The following is a 16,203-nucleotide window of genomic DNA, read 5'->3' as shown; positions in this document are numbered from 1 at the left end:
ATGATAGAAAACCCCCTCTGAAGAGGTGTTTTTTAAAATAAGTGCGGAAGTCGGGAGCTTAGTCTTAACTCCATCATGGTTCATTTCCCTGTTCCTTCTGGTCCCTCTGGTGACGGTACTCAGCTTTATGTTAGGGGTTATTGGGTCTTCAAGGGCGAACGATCCAAAAAGCGCACAAAATATTGCTTTTGTTATTGTTCTACCAGTTCTAGCTATCATCGGTGTTCAACTGACTGGACTGATCCTGCTTAGGCCGCTCATGTTCATCGTGATGGCCGTAGGAATCGCTATATTAGACATTCTCACCCTCCGGGTTGCAGTGTATCTTTTTCAGCGAGAATCCATCGTGGTCAGATGGAGGTGAGAGACAGATGCCTAATGGCTCCCGTACGCCGAGAATCTTTACATGCCTTTGAAAAGTTTTGGTAAATCAACCTCGGTTCTTGTCTTGATAGTTACCCTATTAGTAAACATTGGCCTATTTGTTTATGATCGTGTTCTGAATAAAGAGTCTATTATACAAAGGTAAAGAGCCAAGATCTTCATGAGACTTAGAGAAGGAAGCCCTTCTGAAGGCACTCTACAGAGATTACAAGAGGTCTTCGTAGTGACGGGATCCGTGAAGTACTCGATGTACTTCCACAGTTTGCCCACGGACAATGTAGAAGACAAGATAGTTCTCGACAATCAGAACTCTATATCCTGCAGCTTCCAACTTTGGATATCGGGGAACTCGACCTGGATAAGGATGAACCTCAAGACGACCAATTTGTTTTTCGATCCTCTCGATGAATTGCAATGCTCTTGCTGGGCTATCTTTGGCAATGTAATCGAGAATCTCAACAAGGTCATCATTGGCTGCCGGAAGATAGCGGAGAGAATACTTACTTTTCATGGAGTCGCTTTCTCAACCTCCGCATCATCTGTGCGTGGGTAATACCTCTTTCGCCTGCGGCGGATTGAGCTTGAGCGACTCCGAGTTTTTCAAAAAGTTCACCGTGAGCTTTTAAACGTTCATAGTGTTCGATACTCATAACGACCAGATCACCCTGGCCATTTGTAGTTAAATACACGGGCTCATCTTGCTCGTGGCAAATTGTGGCGATTTCTCTGGCCTTGTTCCTGAGGCTTGAAATAGGCTTAATGATAGGCATATTGCCTCCTCTTCAATCTATACTTTGATTATCACAATATAGCCCCTAATTTTGACAGAATCAAGAGGTGGATAGTACTTGATGTAGCATTTGGTTAGTTATAGTGAAGGCCTTTGTAATATAGAGAGGCCTTTGTAATATAGAGGCCCAAATTATGATGAGAAGTTCTATAGCCACATCACCTGATTTTAGATACTACCTTTTGAGTCTGAAGGATGTCCTTGTGTATGGGTCGTCACCGCAATACAATTGTACTCGTACCCTGGGCACCCGGTGGATGGGGTGTGGTATACTGGCCTCGGAGGTGTAGCGATTATGGTTGTAAAGGACCAAATCTTGAAAGTCATTCAGGAACTTCCTCAAGATGCTACGGTCGAAGATGCTATGGAACGTCTATATCTTCTGTATAAGGTAGAACGTGGTATTGAACAGGCAGAAGCTGGTCAGAAGATCACACAAGAGGAAGCCCGAAAGCGAATGGCTAAGTGGCTCGAGTAAGTTGGACCCCACAAGCACTGGAGGATCTGGAGGCAATTTGTATCTTTATTGCTCGTGACGCTCCCCAATACGCCAGGTTGTTTGCAGCACGAGCATTCCAGATTGCTGATCGGCTTACTGACTTCCCATTTTCAGGGCGGGTAGTCCCAGAAATTGGACGTGAAGACGTACGGGAGATCATCTTCGGAAACTATCGTATCATATATCGAGTTTTGGGGGATGAAGTTGAGATTTTGACGATTCATCACGGGGGAAGACTGCTTAAAGGCTTTCACCCACCGGACTGTACCTTGAAAGTGGATGTAGGGAGGTCCAAGTCTCTCGGCACAGCAAATAAAACCCGCCTCTGCTGGAAACTAACCGGAGTGCTTATGGGGACAGGGTAGAGAAGCCTTGGCCTTTATTCATCAATTCCCTATAATTTGAAAACATGATGGATTTTGTGCAGAACCTCCAGCCTGTAATACACAATGGATCCTGTAAGCTGCAGAAGGCGGATTGGCAAAAGACATGCTTTAAGGCCCTGTTGCCTCCTTTTGCCCGCCGGTTGTTACCCGTGCGCTTTCCCGAGTCGCGAGCGGCCGGCGCAACCGAACGTCGTAAGCATGTCATCCCATCGGATAAAGAATGTCGGAGACCGCCCGCAAGCCAGGGGACCTGATAGTCTGAACCCAGGTGAAAGGGTAGACCTCCTCGACGTCTCCGCCGGCGAAGCGTACTAGCAACAGGTCCCTCTTGATATCGCAAATCGTACCGATGGTCCCGTTAACCCATCTTCCGTCCGGATCGTTATTCAAGAGCATCACTTGAGCGCCGTTCTTGATCCTTAGCGCCTCGTCGGCGGGGAAGCTCGTCTCTTCGAAATCTCCCCGGATATCGGCCTCAAAGAGGTACGGCTTGCCCTTCAGCTTGGAAAGCTCCATCTCGTTGCGTTCGCCGGCCATGGCGTTTGTCGTAGTCAGATAGATGGCGTCGCCGGACAACGCTTTTGAGTCCTCTACGTAACGCTCGTTTATGAGCTCGATCTCCTCATCGGTAATGCTCTTGTTGCGGATGCTGTTCAGAAGGCGGATGAAAGACTCGTCCGTTTGCCGGTAGACCTTTTCGAGCTCGACGTACTCGAATTCTACGCCCCTGAAGGCGTGCGAATCGAAGAAGTAGGCGCTCTCGTAATGCTTATTGAAGATTCCCTGCTCCTGTTTGCCGCGCACCACCGGGGGAAGTTAGTACAGGTCGCCAATGAAGATCATCTGGATGCCCCCGAAAGGAACGCCCTTGGTCCTGCCGTTCATCCTCAAGAAGTTATCGACGCAGTCCAAAAGATCGGCTCTCACCATCGAGATTTCGTCGATCACGATGGCGTCTATCTTCGCGTAGACTGGGTTGGCGACTCGTTTGATATTCACCGTCGTCATGTTCGGCGAGAATCGGAAGAACGAGTGGATCGTCTGGCCGGAAACGTTGACGGCCGCCACCCCGGTTGGCGCCAGAACGACAGTCTCTTTCCGCGTAATCGAGCGGAAATGCTCGAGCAGGGTGGATTTTCCGGTGCCGGCTCGGCCCGTAACGAGAACGTTTTTATCGCTCTCCTCCATCAGGTGGAGCGCTTTTTTGAAAAGGGGATTTAAGTCCAACTTTTTAAGAGGGACGTTGGGAGCGCGCATAGGTAAATAGTAGCTTAATAGCCAGGGCTTGTCATCGTCCCGCCTGTGGGTCCTTCTAATTATCTTGTCCACCGCCAGTTTTATGACCAACAAACAGTCAGAATGAGCTAGAAGCCAGTCTATTCTAGTTGAATAGGAGCCAGGGGATAGTGGGGAAGCATCCTCTGGCACTCCTTAATGTAGTCCAGACTCTCCGGGCGGCGGCGCACAAAGAAAGGGAGGTCAAAGTCTCTGAACGTCGTAAATAATAGCATCTCTCACCTCTTTAGGGCAAACTTAGGGAGCGCTATGTGGACAACCAAGAAAGTCTTGGCCTTTGTTTATCAATTCCCTATAATGGCTATAGAGCTACATAGTCGTCTCGTATGACAGATGATCCGGCGGGGAGATCTTCTCTGGATAAGGCCGCCAACGAGGAGGTGCCCACGCTCCGGGAGCTTTCCCTCTATCTTGGAATGAGTGGGAGGACTCTCTACCGCTACGAGGAGTAGGGAATACTGAAGCCGTTGCGGATATCCACGGGGCCCGGGCGCTACCGGAAAGCAGATGTGGACGAGTTTCTGCGGGAGATGGAGGCCGGTGATGCTTGGACCACTGTTGGCAACATCTGTGAGGGCGTTGGAAGTTTTGTTAGGCAAAGCTCTGGCAGGTGCTATTCGTTGAAGGCTCGCAATGTCGGAGGGATACTTTATGGAGTCCTTTAGAATTGAATTTGGCAGCTTCGAAGAAGATGCAATCGCTGGCCGCTTCATATTTAGGATCACAGGTGCAACAACTTCATTCCCTGTTTTGATAACCATGGAGAACATTCTTAGAGCTACTTCGAGAATGACTAATGACGAACTGGGAAAGACCATGTTGCTTTTTGGGCTTGACCGAATTCAAACGATGGTTAGAGCCGGAAACTATTCTAAAGAATACACTGATCGTGTCACGGAAATAGTACTTACTCAGGAGGATTTAACTGAACAAAGCGCGGCCGCTCTACTTAAGAAACAATACCTGTTTCAAACACGTCCGCAAGAGGGCCTCATCTGCCAAATCCGTTGGGGGAGGGACGATTTGGAGGGTCGAACTACACCTTCTCTGTGCGCGAAATGTTCTATGCCCGACAAGCGCCTTTTATGCACCAATCTAATGCACCCTCGAATTTCAGCCACTGAGACTTCGAGCGGCATGAGCCGCACAGTCTGGTCTGCTATGTGTGAAAAAGATGAAGACCCTGGTGATACAAGTAATTGTATCCCTGGAGTCAAAGACTGTTGGGAGCAAGTATTGGAGATCGGAAAAGCTCCAGTGATCATTCCATCTGATCTCGCTGATAGAGTTGCCGATGAAATTGATTTTCTGAATCTCAGTTTTCGAGAAAAATACGGACTGAAGCGTTTGATTCCTGTTTCTCAAGCGCGCACCATCTCGGCTCTCTTTGGAGTTTGTGTTTCGGAAGAAGATTTTATGTACAGGGTCGCAGCAGTTTCAGATTTGATTAATAACCTGTCTGTGGGTACTTTGCTGGACAAAAATACTATTGCTGGTGTTGAAGGTTCACTAAACAAATTGGAGGCTTTTGTTGACAAAGAGTATCCAGGCTTTGCTCATGATATCGTTACACCGTTACGGTACATTGTGACCTTAAGAAACAGCTTCCCAATTCATTCAAGAAGTCAGGACCTGCTCGAGAGCTTTGAGGCTCTCGGAATAGAGTGGCCAATTGTAGACTGGCAAGAAGCGTTGAGCAAAGTATTACATACGCTTTGGATCAGCTTACGAGAACTCCGCCGACTCGCACAAAGCAATTCATAACTGCAACGGGAAGCAGTAGTCTGAGACGTTCATGTTTCAAGGTCGACGAAGTCGTCTACGAACTCTACGGCTTGACGGAGATAAAGGAGTAGGAATTGTTGAAGAATGGGAGGATTCACTTCTTAAGTGAGGACAGAATGAAGTTCAAAGATGCAGCGGAAGCGATTTTAGAGAAAGCGAAAAAGCCCTTGCATTTTGGGGAAATAACTAAGCGCGCATTGGACGAAGGCTTGCTGGACACGGTGGGGGCTACTCCTGGGCGCACTATGGGTGCACAGATATACACTGAGATACTTTATGATCAGAAAACAGGAAGAGAGGGAAGATTTGTCAAAGTCGGACCTGGCCTTTTCGGTTTGAAGAAGTGGGAAGCGAAAGGCAGAGAAACCCTTGTGCTAAAAGAGGAAGAGCAAGCAAAGGTTGCTGAGGAGATAACAGATCTATCCGGTCTTACCTCAACTCAAAAAGGCCGCATTGTTGAGAATCGGATTAGAGAGTTGATTTTACTTTATGGTGGCGGAGCTTTATCTGTTTATGAACCAGCCTCAGACATCGAAGCAATCGACCTGATCGTTCTTAAGAAAGGCGAGTTTAGGCCAATTTACTTGCAGGTCAAGAGCCGTTTTGGGCTCAGCGGGAAAAGCAAAAAGACTTATATTCAGGATATTCGAGAAAAGACTTTCGAACCCTACCCAACCTTCTTTATTGTTTATGCTTACTTTAACCCACATACGATGGAGCTACACGACAACTTGTTTCTTATACCTTCTGATAAGCTAAGAGAACTGGCTGTGGAGATTAACCCTCAGGGCAAAGGAAAGCGTCTGAGACTTGTGGCGCCCATGAGTCCGAAACCTGGAACGAAGTGGGCTGAGTTCATAATTGATAAAACTCAACTGGCTGACGTCCTCCTCCAAAAGATTGAAGAAGCCTACCAGCTTTTTCGATAAGGAGAGAAGCCTTTGTGATCTACAAAGACAAGATAAGAAAAGTTGCCGAATTCGGCCAAACATTTATTATACTGACCCCATAAGAGACTAGACACCTTCTTTTCGGAGTGGAATCATTTAGCCGGGAGGGAGGAAGAAAAGTGGAAGAAGTTTTAGAAGATGTGGTGTTAGCAAAGGATAAGGATGTAACGTCACGTAAAGATAGGAAGAAACGCTGGACAGCAGAGAGATGACCGTCGACAAAGATTTCTCACTGGTCTATATTACTCTTGACCGACCTTAGTAGTCAGAGATGATCAGAAACAAGCGGTCACTCCTGGAGTGTGAAGTTTTGCCGGCCAGGCTACTGGCCCGCTATCTGCAGATGAAGGAGCAGAGGATACGCAAGCTAGACAGGTAGTTGGCCACAGAAGACCGCGATTAGCTGGTAGCAGGAGAAAGCCATGCCTAATCCTCTAAGCTCACTTATGCCCATATTGGACCTCCTGGGAAGAGAGGTCAAAATTCTTCCTGCCACCGGAGGTGCGGTGGAAGAACTTCAGCACCCTGACCAGGAAGAGATTGAAGACAAGGTCATAAACAAGGAAGCGGACAAAGTCACCGCCTTTCATGAGACCCCGGAGCCAGATATCTCAAACATCTACCGGCCCACTTCACCCCTTTCCCGGCAGGATAACCATCTTTTTAGATTTTTTATTGACGGAAGCATTCGCACCTATTTTCTGGCCACAGGAATTGAGGGACCTAGATCTTTCCCCATCGAGCTAGCCCAGGTAGGGGCAGCGGTGATCCAAAGAGAGCAGGATGGAGAGGTCAAGGTTTGGGAGCACAGACAGAAAATCCTGCTTCTGCTTCCTAAACAAAACGAGGGTATTTCGGATACCCTGTGGATCCAACTGCACAGAGTTGAGAAGCCAGAGTTTCTGGAACTTGTAGACTTTACTCTCCCCGATACTCTGAGCAACACCAGGACGGACCCGCGGGACAAGGCCGGTGCAAAAGCCCGCTTTGAGATGCACAAATTGGAGATTGAGTTGATTGAGACGACAGATTCCCTTCGCAATGAAGACTCCTGGCTGGTCCTGGACGGTGCCGTAAAGTTGGATGAGTTCATCCAGGCTCCTAACTTGATCGGAGTGGCTAAATCCTTTCGCAAGGATCCCTACTTTCAGTTTGGATCAAAAAGTCGAGAAAGAAAGGACATTACTTCTATCCTGGCCGGCCTTCCTCATGCTCATCGCACTGCTGCCTTCAGCGCCTACGGAGGCAAGGTTGCCTTTTGGTATGTCCGCCTGAGGGAGCAGAGGGAATTGGACTATCCCCTGATGGGTGTGGTAAAGGTGGAGCTCCCCAGGCCCGATCAAACCCCTATTCCTGCTGAGCTAGCTGATCTTCTGTCCCGCGCTTTGGTGGCTGAGAGAAATGTGACTCCCTATGGTCTGGATAGGAGATGGCACTGCTCCCTGTATCCTATCCATATTGCTGAGCAGGTAATAAAGAACAAATTCTTCTCAAGGGAAGTGCTAATGGGCTGCATCAAGTGGCCTAGACCTTAAGGAGGGGTAGATATGCCCGAACAAGAAAATCAAACTTCCGGACCAGCTCAAGCCATTGGCAAGACCTCGGCCACAGATAGAGATCCCACCACTTCCGACAAATTTTCCTTCTGGCTTTCTCCAGGGGTAATCGTAAATCCTTTTGATATTGTTGAGGTAGAGCAGGTTAGCCATGAAGGGCCTAGCAGGACCTATGGCCTGGTGACTACACTGGAGCACAGGACTGATTCCCCTACTCATCTAGCTAACTTTATCTCCAGCAATTTTGGGGAATTGACCGAAGAGCCCAACACCCCCAGGCAAGGAACCACTATCGCCCATGTAAATGTTCTGAGCAACGACAAAGACATTTACATGCCTGTCTCCAGCGAGAAGGTGGTAGACTTTGCCGATGAGGATGGCGTTCAAGTGGCCCTGGGTATTGATGCCATGGAACCCAGAGACAGAGTACCGGCTGGCCTTATCGAGATGAGTAATGAGGTGGCTGCAGTGGCCTACATTGACCGCCGCTACCTTTTAGGACCAGAATCTGCCCACGTCAATATCTCGGGAATCAGTGGTCTGGCTACCAAGACCTCCTATGCCATGTTCCTCCTCCAGTCCCTATTACAGAAAACTCCTGAGGAAGAAAGGGCTAAGATTGCGGTCATTATTCTGAATGTGAAGCATGGGGACCTTTTGCAGATTGACCAAAGGCGACAAAAAGAATTTTCGGTTGATGAAATGGACATGTGGGAAGACCTGGGCCTCGAGCCCAAACCGTTTGAGGCGGACAAACTGCACTACTTTCTGCCTCGGGGAAAAGATGGTCGGCCCAACAGTTTCTATGAACCAGATTTTTACCAGATTTATGCTTATGACTTAGAATCTACCGCCGACAAGCTCGATCTCCTCTTCGCCCAGATTCCCGACGCCTACTTTACCCTGGAATCCATCATCAGCGAGATCAAGGAGGGAATCAGAAACAATGAGCCCGAGTTCAGAAATGTCCAGAGTTGGACCAACCTACTAAGCGGCAGGCCCCTCTTTGATCCTGAAACCCGGGCTGCGGTCAGGGAATGGCGGGGAATCCGGGGCTCATCCATCGGTGTTTTTCGCAGACACGTGAGAAGGATGGTGCAGGCCAATCAATCGGGAATCTTTGTGGATACCCGGAGCACAGGAGAGGAGGTTCTGACCGATGAAATCCTGAAAATTAGGGGCGGGCACGTCTATGTGGTGGACATAGCCCGTCTCTATGAGCATGAGCAGATGCTTGTCTTTGGCGATCTGCTCAAAACCGTCTATTCCCTTAAGGCAGAGCCTCCTGAGGATAGGACTGAGCCTGTTCCTGAGAAGATTATCTTTTTTGTGGACGAGCTGAACAAATACGCCCCGGCCGGCCCCCGCCCCTCGCCTCTTACCGAGTTGGTCTTGGAGATAGCTGAGCGGGGGCGCTCCCTGGGGGTCATTCTCCTCGCCGCTCAGCAGTTTATGAGCGCCGTTCACTCCCGGGTTACTGGCAACTGCGCTACCAAGATCATCGGCAGAAGTGGCTCGGCAGAGATTATGCAGCCAGACTACCGGTTTTTGGATAATGAGATCAAATCCAATGTCACCCGACTCTCAAAGGGAGAGCTTCTGCTTAGCCATGCCGTCTACCGACAACCCGTAAAGATCATCTTCCCCAAACCAGCCTTCAGGCAGCAGGAATTTTAGGAGAAAGACTATGGGCCTAGAGATAGAAGAGGAGATTAAGAGTATTGCCAGAACTCTAAATAAGCAGATTCAAGATGCGGCTGCTGTATCCCATAATGAGGCGGAATTCCGCAGCAAAGCCTCCCGAATGATAGAAGAGTTCGCCACAAAAATGAGGCTTACGATTCCTGTAAGAGAGGAGTACACCCTCGTTAATGGGAGGGCAGATGCGGTCTATAACAGGCTGGTCATCGAGTATGAGGCTCCTGGGTCCTTACGCCCAGATAACCGTCACCGAGTCAATCAGCATGCCATAGAACAGGTGAAGGGGTACGTCGGCGGTCTGGTGCGGCGGGAGCGCCACCGACCCGAACGATTAGCGGGCGTCGTCCTGGATGGTTCGTACTTCATCTTCATCCGTTCCAAAGAAGGAAGTTGGCATGTTGATCCACCGGTGAGGGTAGATGACCACTCTACGGAGCACTTCCTCCGTCTCCTTGCGTCGCTGAGTACCGAGCTTGCTCTGATACCAGAAAATCTGGTACGGGACTTTGGCGAAAATACGCCTGTGTCCCGCAAAGCGGCAAGCACGTTCTATGATGCTCTCACAGAAAGCCCGAATCCCAAGGTCAAAACCCTCTTTGAGCAGTGGTCATTGCAATTCAGCGAAGTGTGTAACTATGCCGAAGTGTCAAAACTCGATGTGCAATCCTTTGCCCGCGCCTTTGGAATAAGAGAAGAAAGAGCAGAGCCCTTTCGCCTTTTCTTCTCCATTCACACCTATTACGCCTCTTTCATTAAACTTCTGGCGCTGCAGATAGTTCACTACTACACCATGCCCAAACTGGGAACGGATTTGAGGCAGGCCGCCGCCTTCAAAAGCGAGCAGCTAAAAGCGTATCTACAAAGGATGGAGCAAGGCGGTATCTTCCGGGAACTGGGGATTGCCAACCTTCTCGAGGGCGACTTTTTTGGCTGGTATCTGGACATCTGGGATGAAGCTATCTATCAGGCTCTCAAGGAGATCGTGGCTAGCCTGGCCAACTACTCTTTGGTTACCCTGGATGTTGACCCGGAGCAGACCCGGGACCTCCTGAAAAAGCTCTATCAGAACCTCATGCCTAGAGCCCTGCGGCACAATCTGGGCGAATATTACACGCCGGACTGGCTGGCGGAGCGGCTCCTGGACATGTTGGAGGCAGGAAGATTCAAAGGAGATCCCAACAGGCGTCTCCTTGATCCAGCTTGCGGCTCGGGGACCTTTCTGGTTATTGCTATCAGGAAGATCCGCCAATACGCCAGGGAGAAGATGCTTCCTGAGTCAGAGGTGCTGGAGAAAATCCTTGCCAATGTGGTCGGTTTTGACCTGAACCCCCTCGCGGTTATCTCGGCCAGGACTAATTACCTTCTGGCGCTGGGGGATCTTCTGCAACACCGGAAGGGAGAGGTGAACATTCCGGTCTATCTCTGCGATTCCATCATGACCCCTTCCGAGTCAGAGGACCTTTTTGGACAGGGAGTTCTCAAGTTCAACACTGCAGTGGGCCCCTTTGCCGTCCCTAAAAGTTTAGTTTATGCTCAGTATATCGACATGTTAGCCAATTTTCTGGAGGAAGCAGTAAGACTGGAGCTCTCAGGAGAGCAGTTTGTGTCCATGCTCATCGAGAAGCTTCCACTCAACCCAGAACAGGATGGCCGGGACATCAGCGTGGTGGTGGAGCTCTATGAGAAACTCCTAAGACTTCAAAGGCAGGGCATTAACGGCATCTGGGCACGCATCCTCAAAAATGCCTTTGCTCCCCTCTTTGCCGGAAAGTTTGACTATATTGCTGGCAATCCTCCCTGGGTGAACTGGGAAAGCCTACCTGAGAATTATAGAAGTCAGATGATCCCCCTCTATGAAGGCGTATATCAGCTTTTCCCTCACGTTGGTTTCAGAAGAAGACACGGAAGCGCAAAAGTAGACATTTCTACCTTAATGACGTATGTCTCGGCTGATAAGTATCTTGAGAAAAATGGTAAGCTTGGTTTTCTGATAACACAGTCTGTTCTTAAAACAGACGCAGGTAAAGGGTTTCGTAGATTTCTGTTACCCAATGATATTCCAATTCAGGCCATACACGTTGATGATATGGTGGAACTAAATCCCTTTGAAGGAGCATCCAACAGAACTAGCGTGGTTATCCTCCAAAAGGGAAGACCCACGAAATACCCAATGCCCTCCTATTTATACTGGAAAAAGATCGCTAAAGGAAAATCCATAGCCTTCGATGCCAGCCTTGAGGGTGTTATGAATATGACCCAAAGAAAGCAGTTTGTGGCCGAGCCGGTCAACGAAAGGGATCTAACTTCTCCCTGGATTACCGGGAGGCCGAGGGCACTGAAGACAGTGAAGAAAGTGATGGGGCAATCAGACTACAAGGCCCATGCCGGTGTATGTACTTGGGCCAACGGCGTTTATTGGGTGGACATTGTGGCTAGAAGACCGGATGGACTGGTGGTGGTCTCCAACATTACCGAAGGCGCGAAATGTAAGGTAGAGAATGTCCAGGCAGCCATTGAGTCTGACCTGCTCTACCCGCTGCTTAGAGGAAGAGATGTAAGACGGTGGAAGGCAGAAGCATCCGCTTGGATTGTCGTACCACAGGACCCTAATGACCCAAAACATGGTTGCTCCGAGAACTTACTCCGAACGTATTTTCCAAAAACCTATTTGTATCTAAAGCGTTTTGAGCCAGTGCTCTCAAAACGTCCAGGGTATCTAAAATACCTCGGTAGAGAACCTTTTTATGCTTTATATGATATTAAAGCATATAGCTTCGCCCCGTATAAGGTGGTGTGGCAAGGATTTGGTGTTTCAAACATGGCGGTTGCGGTAGTTAGCACTTTTAATGGAAAACCTATTATGAGTAACCAAGCCATGCATCCATTCATTTCACTGAATGATTTGACGGAAGCTCACTTCATATGTGCCTGTATGAATTCTGCGCCTTTCAATTTTGGTGTTCAGTCTCATACACAAAAAGGAGGAAAGAGTTTTGCGCAGTGTAATATCCTTGAGTATCTCCGTATCCCAAAATTCGACCCCAAAAACAAACTCCATCTCCACCTGGCTGAACTTTCCCAGTCAGCTCATGATGCAGCTCAAACTGATGACCAGGGCAAGCTAAGGTCAATAGAGACTGAAATAGACGAACTTGCCGCCGAGATTTGGGCCCTAACATCCCAAGAACTCAAAGATATCCAGGATTCATTAAGGGAACTAGAATGATAAAGGGAAAAAGTCGCGTAAAGCCTGCAGTGGCTTTCATTTTAGAGAGGTCAAAGGAGGAGAGAATTTCTGTCGGAATGGTTCGTCTCACCAAACTCCTTTACCTACTTGATGTGGAGTATTTTCGAGCAAAAGGAGAGACTTACACTGGCCTAGATTGGATTTTCTACAAGTACGGCCCTTATGCACCTGAATTAGAAACCACTCTTTCTAATCTCGGCATTGATATAGAAGAAAGAGATTTAGGTGAGAAAACTTTTAAGGAGATAGTCCCAAGCTTTGAAGAAAGGTGGGCGGAAGGTTTGGATGTCACCGCAAGGAGTATACTTGATGAGTTATGGAGAGAGTGGGGTCTGGAAACTCTTTCTAAGCTCCTTGATTATGTCTATTTTGAAACAGAACCAATGCAGGTACCTATCAGGGGAAGGAAACTTGATTTTAGCAAAGTTAGTCCAAGGCAAGTACCAGCAACTTTGAGGTGGACCGCAGAGGAAAAAACAAAGTTACATGAGATTGGGCAGAGTATCAAAAATAAATTAGCAAGAATATCTGTGCCCCAAAAGCCTGCCTATCCACCAGAAACTTCTGAAATTCTAAAAATATGGGACGAAGAAGAACTGGCAAATTTGGGCGCTCTTAAGGGCAAAGTCACAATAGATTTCTCTGCTTTTAGGGTAAAGGACTCAGATGAGCCCTCTCGGGGTTGAATGGATTAGTAATATTAGTGGGTTTGAGGTTTATAAGGAGCTTGAGCTTAGTGAAAGGATGTCGTTTCAGATCGGGCAGTTTTACCTTGGTCCCGTCAAGTACCCCCTCACACCCCCAAAAGTCCTTGAGATAGATGAATATGACCCTGTTGAAGAAGAGAAGTCCACCTTTAGGATCGCCAGTTATAACTCAAACAAGCTACAGCAGCAAATACCAATAAAAAGTCTTAACCTTAGGTCTGAAGACCGACTTTATATTCTCCAAGGCAAATTGAGACCGGTTATCATTCTAGGGTACTGCGATGCCGACTGGCTATATGATCCTATGACGAAGGGAGGTATATGGGAAAAACTGATACTTTGCCTTCCGATCTTCACTTTTAAAGCCAGACACTCTCAAGACTATGTAGTCAAGATTCAAATCTTTGAAATCCCCAACCTGTTTTATATTAAGCCATCAAACAAGGGGGTTACCGAGGAGAGTGCGGCACGATTCGAACTTATACAGCCTATTCATAAGGGTGATCTTCAACCTCTGAAGAACCTTAACGAGCGCCCATTCAAATTGAGTGGCGACACCTTAAAAGTTCTCTGGAATCACCTATGCATATTTCTCACGGCAAGACCCTTATTTGAAGAATTACAAAAAGATTTGCAAGCATACGCGGAATTAATCAAAGAGAAAATCGGATGGCGTTGAAAGAGATGATTGCGACAAAATTCGACTTAAAAATGCTTTCAAAAAATCCGAGGCAAAAATCAGCTCTTCTTATAAACCCGCCAGTTTACGACACCCAGTACTGGGCGGAGTGGTCCCAGCCCTATGGAATTTTACGTATAGGGGCTCTGCTCAAAAAACATCACTACAAAAGGATTGAGCTCTTCGACTTCATGGAGACTGATGAAACCGGCAAAGTACATAGACATAAAATCAACCCGGAGGAAAGTTACGAAGAAAGGGATAATCCCACTAAGCCCATCCGACCCTATGAGATCACAAAAAACGGAGAGGTCCTAGAGCTCTATAAATATCACTTTGGCAAGACCTGGCCGGAGTTCGGAGCGTGGCTTGAGGAACAGGGATTAACGGCCAAGAACCCACCTGATGAGATATACATTTCTGCTATCATGAGCTATTGGTGGGAGCCAGCAAGGGACCTGATCCTGAGGCTCAGGAGGCGCTTTGGCCAAAAGAGCACCATTATTTTGGGTGGCATTTATCCCACTCTGGTCCCTGAACATGCTGCGGAGCATACGGCTGCGGATATTGTAGTTGCCGGGGAGGTTGAAGAGGCAAATGGCCTCTGGACTGATCTTTCTTTCTACAGAAGAGCTCCCCAATATGCCATCGTTACTCCCAGCCGCGGCTGTCCCTTTAGCTGTGCCTACTGTGCTTCCAAGACCCTTAACGGGGGTAAGCAAGTCGTCCGCTATAGACCTGTTGACGATATCATAGCGGAGATGAAATATAAGTATGAGACCTATGGCATTCGTGACTTTGCCTTCTATGCCGATTTTCTACTCTGGCGATTTGAAGAGAACTTCATGAAGGTATTGGAAAGGATCGTAAGGGAGAAACTTCCCTTCAGACTTTATGCTCCGGAAGGTCTGGATGTTAGCCTCCTCAGTCGATCCCAAAAACTGGTGGATCTACTGAAAAGGGCGAACTTTCAGAAGATATACCTGCCTTGTGAAAGCATAGACGATCAGCTCCTAAGAAGTATGGATCGGAAGCATGTCCGTCTTGAACATTTGGTTAGAGCGGCCAAAATGTGTGAAAAAGCAGGCTTTCGTCTGAGGAACCTGGAGGTCAATAGTTTCCTTCTCTACGGGCTGCCCGGGGAGAAGATTGGCCATGTGGTGAAGACGATCATTTTTGTCTCGGAAATAGTGGGCTCCATTATCCCCATGCTCTTTACCCCCGTTCCCTCCACAGCTATTTACAACAGATACTTTTCCTACTTTCAAAAGCAGGGCTGGGACAGGGATCTTCACATGCTAAATGGCAAACTATATCCGTTTCTGAAGATGAACGAGGGCTCTATCTCCGACTATGTCGACCTTCAGCGACTAATGTTCATGTTGAACTCCCATTATCGAAGCAAGTCTTTTCAGCTTTTTGGTGATACTCTTGTGAGTACATCTTTCAGAGAGAACTTAAACAATGGGTTTTCAGCAGTAGTTGACAAGTACAAACAGATTGGCTTTTTAAAGGTAACTGCTCAATAACTTGTGGAAAGTTATTAGTAGGGTAGTCATAGAAACATGGATAATTATGCAATATTCCCTTTGTGATTACAAATATGTTCATGGAGGAATTGGGATGAGGGAGGAGAGAGATGGCATTTTGTTTTGCTTAGAGATTCTATCATAGAGATACTCCCTGAAATTGACACCAAGTTTACGACAGGTATCCATAATGGTAAAGAAGGTCTCCCAGCTCTTTGTTCCATCAGCAGACCTTGTTCCAAGACTAATCTTACGTTTAATAACATACATTCTTAAGGCCAGTTCGGCCGGGTTGTTATGGAGTGGGGTATCAGGATAGTCCAGAACCACCAGCAGAAAGTCCTTTTTCTTTTTGGTCAGCTCTATACGATTGTCTAAATCCTCATATCCTGTTTTAGTGGAGAAGATTTCCTCGAATAGATGAGAGAGGCGTATCTTTTCTTCTTCCTTTGGATTCTTTTTATATTCGGTAAGCTGGTAATAATACTCCCAGATTCGAGCTCTAAAGTCATCCAAAAGTCTCTGATGATGAGCAAGTAAAGGGGTTAGCTTTGCGTAGTGTCTTTCTTCATGGATCCAACAGAGGGCCCGCAGAGGGGTAATGTAATAGAACTGCCTGGCATCATCACAGACAAGCCTCTGGATGATGGGACTGGCCTGGTTTTCCTGGTAGGAGGCTATAGCCGCTGCTTCC

At 47.7% G+C, this 16,203-nt stretch carries 18 protein-coding genes; 11 read left to right on the top strand and 7 right to left on the bottom strand.

Annotated elements, in window-relative coordinates:
• The 3 genes from HW443_RS13005 to HW443_RS05035 form a co-directional block, all read right to left on the bottom strand.
• Positions 1-219: hypothetical protein (locus HW443_RS13005; RefSeq protein WP_219857225.1), on the bottom strand; the 219-nt coding region annotated here is incomplete at its 3' end.
• A gap of 370 nt (positions 220-589) precedes the next feature.
• Positions 590-895 (bottom strand): type II toxin-antitoxin system RelE/ParE family toxin, encoded by a 306-nt coding sequence (locus HW443_RS05040; RefSeq protein WP_176230968.1) that lies wholly within the window; start codon positions 893-895, stop codon positions 590-592.
• Positions 885-1,154, bottom strand: a complete 270-nt coding sequence (locus HW443_RS05035) for a type II toxin-antitoxin system prevent-host-death family antitoxin (RefSeq protein ID WP_176230967.1) — start codon at positions 1,152-1,154, stop codon at positions 885-887. Before HW443_RS05035 ends, HW443_RS05040 begins: the two co-directional genes overlap by 11 nt.
• Before the next feature lie 315 nt (positions 1,155-1,469).
• Here HW443_RS05035 and HW443_RS05030 point away from each other — a divergent pair, with 315 nt between their 5' ends.
• Both HW443_RS05030 and HW443_RS05025 read left to right on the top strand, forming a co-directional pair.
• The gene (locus HW443_RS05030) at positions 1,470-1,652 is read left to right on the top strand and encodes a hypothetical protein (protein ID WP_176227073.1); all 183 of its coding nucleotides are present in this window, start codon (positions 1,470-1,472) and stop codon (positions 1,650-1,652) included.
• Positions 1,640-2,038 (top strand): type II toxin-antitoxin system RelE/ParE family toxin, encoded by a 399-nt coding sequence (locus HW443_RS05025; RefSeq protein ID WP_176229669.1) that lies wholly within the window; start codon positions 1,640-1,642, stop codon positions 2,036-2,038. The genes HW443_RS05030 and HW443_RS05025 overlap by 13 nt, the downstream gene beginning before the upstream one ends.
• 222 nt (positions 2,039-2,260) lie before the next feature.
• On the opposite strand, the gene HW443_RS05015 is transcribed toward HW443_RS05025, so the two are convergent.
• From HW443_RS05015 to HW443_RS13295, 3 genes are read right to left on the bottom strand one after another with little or no spacing between them, the layout of a single operon-like run.
• Positions 2,261-2,866: a DEAD/DEAH box helicase family protein gene (locus tag HW443_RS05015; protein WP_176230966.1), complete on the bottom strand. Its 606-nt coding sequence runs from the start codon at positions 2,864-2,866 to the stop codon at positions 2,261-2,263.
• Between the two features lie 9 nt (positions 2,867-2,875).
• Positions 2,876-3,406, bottom strand: a complete 531-nt coding sequence (locus HW443_RS05010; RefSeq protein ID WP_176235856.1) for an AAA family ATPase — start codon at positions 3,404-3,406, stop codon at positions 2,876-2,878.
• A gap of 29 nt (positions 3,407-3,435) precedes the next feature.
• A complete protein-coding gene (locus HW443_RS13295; protein ID WP_258188935.1) occupies positions 3,436-3,570 on the bottom strand; it encodes a hypothetical protein in 135 nt (44 codons plus the stop codon).
• A gap of 111 nt (positions 3,571-3,681) precedes the next feature.
• On the opposite strand from HW443_RS13295, the gene HW443_RS13000 reads away from it, so the two are divergent.
• From HW443_RS13000 to HW443_RS04970, 9 genes are all read left to right on the top strand, one after another.
• On the top strand, positions 3,682-3,807 hold the full coding sequence (locus HW443_RS13000; protein ID WP_219853500.1) for a DNA-packaging protein: 126 nt from the start codon (positions 3,682-3,684) through the stop codon (positions 3,805-3,807).
• Between the two features lie 199 nt (positions 3,808-4,006).
• Entirely contained in the window at positions 4,007-5,119 is a 1,113-nt protein-coding gene (locus tag HW443_RS05005; protein WP_176230963.1) for a hypothetical protein, read from the top strand.
• Between the two features lie 137 nt (positions 5,120-5,256).
• A complete protein-coding gene (locus HW443_RS05000; RefSeq protein ID WP_176233293.1) occupies positions 5,257-6,069 on the top strand; it encodes a winged helix-turn-helix domain-containing protein in 813 nt (270 codons plus the stop codon).
• A gap of 443 nt (positions 6,070-6,512) precedes the next feature.
• The gene (locus HW443_RS04995) at positions 6,513-7,625 is read left to right on the top strand and encodes a hypothetical protein (protein ID WP_176230961.1); all 1,113 of its coding nucleotides are present in this window, start codon (positions 6,513-6,515) and stop codon (positions 7,623-7,625) included.
• A gap of 12 nt (positions 7,626-7,637) precedes the next feature.
• A complete protein-coding gene (locus HW443_RS04990) occupies positions 7,638-9,323 on the top strand; it encodes an ATP-binding protein (RefSeq protein ID WP_176230960.1) in 1,686 nt (561 codons plus the stop codon).
• A 10-nt stretch (positions 9,324-9,333) separates the two neighbouring features.
• A complete protein-coding gene (locus HW443_RS04985; RefSeq protein WP_176230959.1) occupies positions 9,334-12,573 on the top strand; it encodes an N-6 DNA methylase in 3,240 nt (1,079 codons plus the stop codon).
• The gene (locus tag HW443_RS04980; protein ID WP_176230958.1) at positions 12,570-13,280 is read left to right on the top strand and encodes a Panacea domain-containing protein; all 711 of its coding nucleotides are present in this window, start codon (positions 12,570-12,572) and stop codon (positions 13,278-13,280) included. The genes HW443_RS04985 and HW443_RS04980 overlap by 4 nt, the downstream gene beginning before the upstream one ends.
• Positions 13,261-13,980: a hypothetical protein gene (locus HW443_RS04975; RefSeq protein WP_176230957.1), complete on the top strand. Its 720-nt coding sequence runs from the start codon at positions 13,261-13,263 to the stop codon at positions 13,978-13,980. The genes HW443_RS04980 and HW443_RS04975 overlap by 20 nt, the downstream gene beginning before the upstream one ends.
• Positions 13,971-15,509 carry a B12-binding domain-containing radical SAM protein gene (locus tag HW443_RS04970; protein ID WP_176230956.1) on the top strand — a complete coding sequence of 513 codons (1,539 nt, stop codon included), beginning with the start codon at positions 13,971-13,973 and terminating at the stop codon, positions 15,507-15,509. The genes HW443_RS04975 and HW443_RS04970 overlap by 10 nt, the downstream gene beginning before the upstream one ends.
• A 78-nt stretch (positions 15,510-15,587) precedes the next feature.
• On the opposite strand, the gene HW443_RS04965 is transcribed toward HW443_RS04970, so the two are convergent.
• Positions 15,588-16,203: IS66 family transposase (locus HW443_RS04965; protein WP_176237955.1), on the bottom strand; the 616-nt coding region annotated here is incomplete at its 5' end.

The sequence above is a fragment of the Candidatus Hakubella thermalkaliphila genome, assembly GCF_013281975.1.
In the GTDB taxonomy this organism is placed as follows: domain Bacteria; phylum Actinomycetota; class Humimicrobiia; order Hakubellales; family Hakubellaceae; genus Hakubella; species Hakubella thermalkaliphila.
Note: the sequence above shows the minus strand (reverse complement) of the source record. Positions and strands in the feature narration are given on the sequence as shown.